This window comes from Bradyrhizobium sp. Unk1, assembly GCF_059512345.1.
The window spans coordinates 1-4,796 of the sequence record NZ_JCAMOP010000119.1 but is presented as its reverse complement, the minus strand read 5'-3'; the positions used below and the strand labels follow the sequence as shown (position 1 = coordinate 4,796).

The window sequence follows — 4,796 nt, the reverse complement described above, 5'->3', positions numbered from 1 at the left end:
GGTGTCACCGGCGCATTCGGCGAAGAGGCTGTGGATATGACGCTTCTCGCAAGCGAGAAGCTTGGACAACGCTGCGCTTTGCCCACATCCCCACAGCCAGGACAGCAGCAAGCAACAGTAGTGTAAAATATTGGCAAGAACGAACGGCAGCAAGCTCCACCTAAGAAACCAGACCCGGTGGTCCTCAGCATGGGGTCCACTTCAGACCAGGTCGCCGCCACCTGTCTTGATAGTTGCGCTTGGGCATTCGTCGGGGCGAATATTCGCTGACAGCTTCTCCCGGCGAGGCTGGCAATGTTGAAGTTGGCGGCACGTGGTAGGGACAGCGCTTGTCTGCAATCAGGTGCCGAGTCACGTACCCGCTAACTTCAACCACAGGGACGAACAGTGCACGTATTCGAGGGGCACATCACAGCCCTACGGTCGCAAGCGCTTGAGGTGCTTGCAGCCAATCGAAAGCTGACCAGGTGACATTGGTGCAAGCAGGCATTGAGGCTATTGACAGGACCATTGCGGATGAACAAGGAAGGCCGCACATGGGTGAATTTATGGAATAGCACCCGGCACGTCTTTGCCGGCGCTGCTCCAATTGCAAATCAAGCGCCGCGATGTGGTCAGACATCGCGGATCTGCGTCTGGCAGGCTAAATCAGCCTGTTATGGGGTGTTGAGACGCGCGCGGCCTCTTAAAGGCCGTATTCTCTGTGGAAAGGCAGTGCGAGAAAATGCGGGCATTTGGCCGCGCAACTTGAGGCGAGAGGAAGATTCCGATGTTCGAGGCTAAAGACTACCGCGTGTGTTGCCACGACTTCGTCACTCCGACCAACCGCATCGTCTACCCGACGCAGGAGCCCTTACTAACCTACTCCGAGGCCCTCCGGCACGTGCAGGCTCAAGAGGCCAAGGGCAACATGGTGGCCTGGGTCATCGATCGCGCCGGAGCAGGCGCCACCAAATAGGAATGGTGATCACGCATCGGTCTGCAATTGATCGTAAGGCCGGCTCAAGCGCCTTGATTTGCACTGACGTCTATTTTGATCACGGCGTGTACCGACGCAGCCTCCACTTTTCCAACAATGCGTATCCAACAATGCGTAGAAGCTGGCCTCAAACGCCTGCCGATCAATGACGTTGGGGCGCGCGATCGCCGCGAGGCGTGCGATTTCCTTGCGGCTCTCGACCGAAAGGCTCTTCGCTCTAGAACTCCCCCCTGCAAGAGAGAGAGAATGGTAAGTTTGTTTCGACAAACTCCACTTGCGCTTGGTTGCCGAGATCGAGACGTGCAGCGCGAAGCGCAGACACTTTGAACAGCGATACGCTTTATCATCATCGACGCTCGACGTATCGACAGCGAACGTCATTTTGACAACAGCTTCCTGTCCGCCTCGAACGCTTCCTGATCTTTCGGCTCGGCAAGCTCAAACCACGAGCCGGGTGCATACGTGGCGATAAGCTTTGCAAAGAACGATTGTGCCTCCCAATCTTGCCCTTCGCGCTTCTCAAAAACGATGACCCCGTCACGGCTGAAAGAACTAGGTCCGGGAACATTGCAGTCGACCGAAAGCTCGACCCGCCACAGCCCGCCCTTCGCGGCTTGCTCCTCATCTATAGTCGGCGAGTAATGCACTCCAACCGGCTCGCCGATAGTGCAGCGGCCACGCCGCAGAAGATCGCCCAACTTGCCCTGCGCGGTGGTTACGAAGTTGAAGTTGGCGGGATTATGCAGAAAGCGACGGTTCACGCCGCTTTCTTCGTTTGTGACTTCGTCCGCAATGAGCGAGAGTGCGAACGCCTCCCAGCCTAGTTCCATCGGCTTTGCATAAGGTGCCACAATTTTCACAGTGCCATCGGGCGCCACCTCCCAGGTCACAGTATATTCTTCGTTTGTTTTATCGGCCCGGTGTTTGGCCCACGAAAAGATAACTGACTCGCCCGAGTTGATCTTTTGACCAACCTCCCATCCCCTCGGGATGAAGTGTGCTACCTTCGAGACCTTGGTAAAGATTTGCTCCGCTGTCTCACCATCCTGAGCTCTCCAGGTTGATTTGACCTTATCGATGAGGGGGTTGTCGCTCGTCCGAACGCCATCGCTCTTACCGGCCAGCCCACCCGGCAAAATGAACCATACGCCAAGGCCGACAGAGAGGCCAAGACCGAGACAAAACCAAAGCACCCGCCTATCGATCATTTTCCCTTACCCCGCGCATTGGTCCTTATATGGTCAAAGCAGATCGCAATGCTTGGCGGTAGCATTTCAAGTCATCTCATTTCCCAGCTTACCGACGCAATCGTGAGGCCGAAAATGACCAACATCACCGATGTTCGCGGGCTAAAAACGCACATTATCGTGTTCGGGGTCGGTGGCGCCGGGGGCAATGCCGTCAACAACATGATCGCGGCCGGCTTGCAGGGTGTCGATTTCGTCGTCGCCAATACAGACGCACAGGCGCTCTCGATGTCGAAGGCCAAGAGCCTCATCCAGATGGGCACCCAGATGACTAAAGGACTCGGGGCCGGCTCGCAGCCTGACGTCGGGCGCGCCGCGGCCGAAGAGGCAATCGATGCCATCCGTGATCATTTGACCAGCGCACACATGGTGTTCGTTACCGCCGGCATGGGCGGCGGCACCGGCACCGGGGCAGCGCCTGTTATTGCCAAGACCGCGCGTGAGCTTGGCATTCTAACTATTGGTGTTGTCACAAAGCCATTCCAATTCGAGGGCCAACGCCGAATGCGCCTTGCCGAAGCCGGCATCGCGGATCTGCTGAAGACGGTGGACACTCTGCTGATCATTCCAAACCAAAACTTATTTCGGGTGACCAACGAGAAGACCACCTTCGGCGAAGCTTTCGCCCTGGCTGACCAAGTGCTCCATTCGGGTGTGGCCTGCATCAGCGACCTTATAGTCAAGGAGGGCTTGATCAATCTCGATTTTGCCGACGTTCTCTCGATCATGCGCGAAAAGGGCAAGGCGATGATGGGCAGGGGCGAGGCTTCTGGCCCATCGCGTGTGCTCAAAGCCGCCGTAGCCGCGATTTCCAATCCACTGATCGAAGACCCCTCGATCAAGCGAGCCAGTGGCCTCATCATCTCTATCACTGGCGGCAAGGACCTGACGCTGTTCGAAATCGACCAGGCCGCTAGTCGCATTCGCGAAGAGGCCGACCAGGATGCCAATATTATCATTGGCGCCACTTTTGATGAGCAGTTGGAAGGTACGGTGCGCGTCTCGGTGGTGGGGACCGGCATTGATAATCTCGGCCAGGCAGAACCAGCGGAAAGCGCAGAAAGCTCCCTATCGGAACTCGCCGGCCGGATGCGCAACGATAGCCCTCGCGCCTTCGACCATATCGAGCATAGCGCACGGGTGGCGGCCCATCTAAGGGGGCACCATGCCGCCGACCGCCCGCTACCCCCGGAGGGGTATCGGCAACGCCGATCTGGAATATGAAGGCAGCACGGATGATTAGACCGCCCGGCAAAATGGAATGGGACACATCAAGGCTTTGGGCGACGGGACGGGCCTATCTTGATAACGATCATCTATCTTTCGAGGAAATCGCTTCGCGGGTCATTGAGAGCGCAACCGTCATCAGCAATCGGATCAGGCGCTATGACGATGCTCCGCGCGGCGAGGAAGACGGGCGACAGATCATCTCTATCATTCGCGTAGAGCCGGAAACCTGCGACCTCCTTTACAACGCGCCCGATGGTATGCGCGGCCGTTACTGGCAAAGTCCGGACTATGGCTTCGCCGCGACCAAGCTCCTCATCAGTGGGCTGTTGAGGACATTGATGTCGTTTTCCGAGAGGCATCCGCCCATGCTGCCCGAAAGGTGCGCGCCGATGGCCGCCGACGACATCAAGGTTTCATTGGAGAGTATTTCAGCGAAGGTGTGGCCTCGGGAACATGATGACACCGGTAATTGGCTGTTCAAGTTTGATCAGCTTAAGGTGGTACGTTGGGAGCAGAATGAAGGACATGGTGAGAAGGGACCCCTGTGGCGACAGTCTCCAACAACCGGGGACATTGAGATCAAGGGCGCCCTGATCCGACCCGTCGACCAGATCGAGTGCATGCCCGCAGGAAAGCGGGACCGCTCCTGTCAGCTGCACAAGTTCGGCTATACTTGAGCTGGCTCAAGCGTCCGCTGGACAGCTATGCATTGCCGTCCTGACCGAAGACGATGACGACTAGGACATACGCAACTTCTTGGATGCGATCGACCGTGCGCGCGCAGTTCACGAAGCGGGCCACCCGTGTCCCATTGGGCTCGGTGCAGATGTTCGAGATCGACCTGAAGAGCCGCCGCGGCGGGTTATGATTCATTAGCCCCTACTGGAGTTAAACCAGTCGTTGGTGTTCTTTTTTCTTTTTTGTAATGCCGTTTGGAGCGTTTGCGACGATGCACCCCTCGCTAGGCTAGGAGCCGCTCGCTTAAGTTGCAACGTTAGTTTCGAACGATCACTTGCAGTTCGACGAACAGGAGAATATACGCGAGGTTTATGTTTAGCCCTTTCTGTTTCACTCACGAACATGACGGAAAGAATTATTGAGATTTCAGTGCTCACGCGCTTGCGCTGCTCGCGCGAGTCCTGCTCGCAAACGAAAATTGGCGGCGGCGTACGATTATGTGACGCCCGCCCCACAAAACGATACGCCCCCTGAAGCCCCCGCTCAAAGTGGCGTCAGGAGCTGAGACGGCTCAAGAAGGATCACCTGAAGTGGACCCCGGATTTTGGACCGGCGGCTTAGGTGGTGCGGATGCCGTTCCGTTTTGATAAACGGAGCGGACC

At 57.0% G+C, this 4,796-nt stretch carries 5 protein-coding genes; 3 read left to right on the top strand and 2 right to left on the bottom strand.

The window, feature by feature from the left end:
• Nucleotides 1-769 precede the first annotated feature (769 nt).
• Complete coding sequence (locus AC5ZFO_RS47115; RefSeq protein WP_496124144.1) at nucleotides 770-958, top strand: hypothetical protein; 189 nt, start codon at nucleotides 770-772, stop codon at nucleotides 956-958.
• A 9-nt stretch (nucleotides 959-967) separates the two neighbouring features.
• Here AC5ZFO_RS47115 and AC5ZFO_RS47110 read toward each other — a convergent pair whose 3' ends face one another.
• Entirely contained in the window at nucleotides 968-1,360 is a 393-nt protein-coding gene (locus AC5ZFO_RS47110) for a hypothetical protein (protein ID WP_496124143.1), read from the bottom strand.
• Nucleotides 1,357-2,187 (bottom strand): nodulate formation efficiency C protein, encoded by an 831-nt coding sequence (locus AC5ZFO_RS47105; RefSeq protein WP_496124142.1) that lies wholly within the window; start codon nucleotides 2,185-2,187, stop codon nucleotides 1,357-1,359. The genes AC5ZFO_RS47110 and AC5ZFO_RS47105 overlap by 4 nt, the downstream gene beginning before the upstream one ends.
• A gap of 114 nt (nucleotides 2,188-2,301) precedes the next feature.
• On the opposite strand from AC5ZFO_RS47105, the gene ftsZ reads away from it, so the two are divergent.
• Together ftsZ and AC5ZFO_RS47095 are read left to right on the top strand one after the other, a co-directional pair.
• Nucleotides 2,302-3,450 carry a cell division protein FtsZ gene (gene ftsZ, locus AC5ZFO_RS47100; RefSeq protein WP_245453979.1) on the top strand — a complete coding sequence of 383 codons (1,149 nt, stop codon included), beginning with the start codon at nucleotides 2,302-2,304 and terminating at the stop codon, nucleotides 3,448-3,450.
• Complete coding sequence (locus AC5ZFO_RS47095; protein WP_496124141.1) at nucleotides 3,447-4,133, top strand: hypothetical protein; 687 nt, start codon at nucleotides 3,447-3,449, stop codon at nucleotides 4,131-4,133. Before ftsZ ends, AC5ZFO_RS47095 begins: the two co-directional genes overlap by 4 nt.
• Nucleotides 4,134-4,796 lie beyond the last annotated feature (663 nt).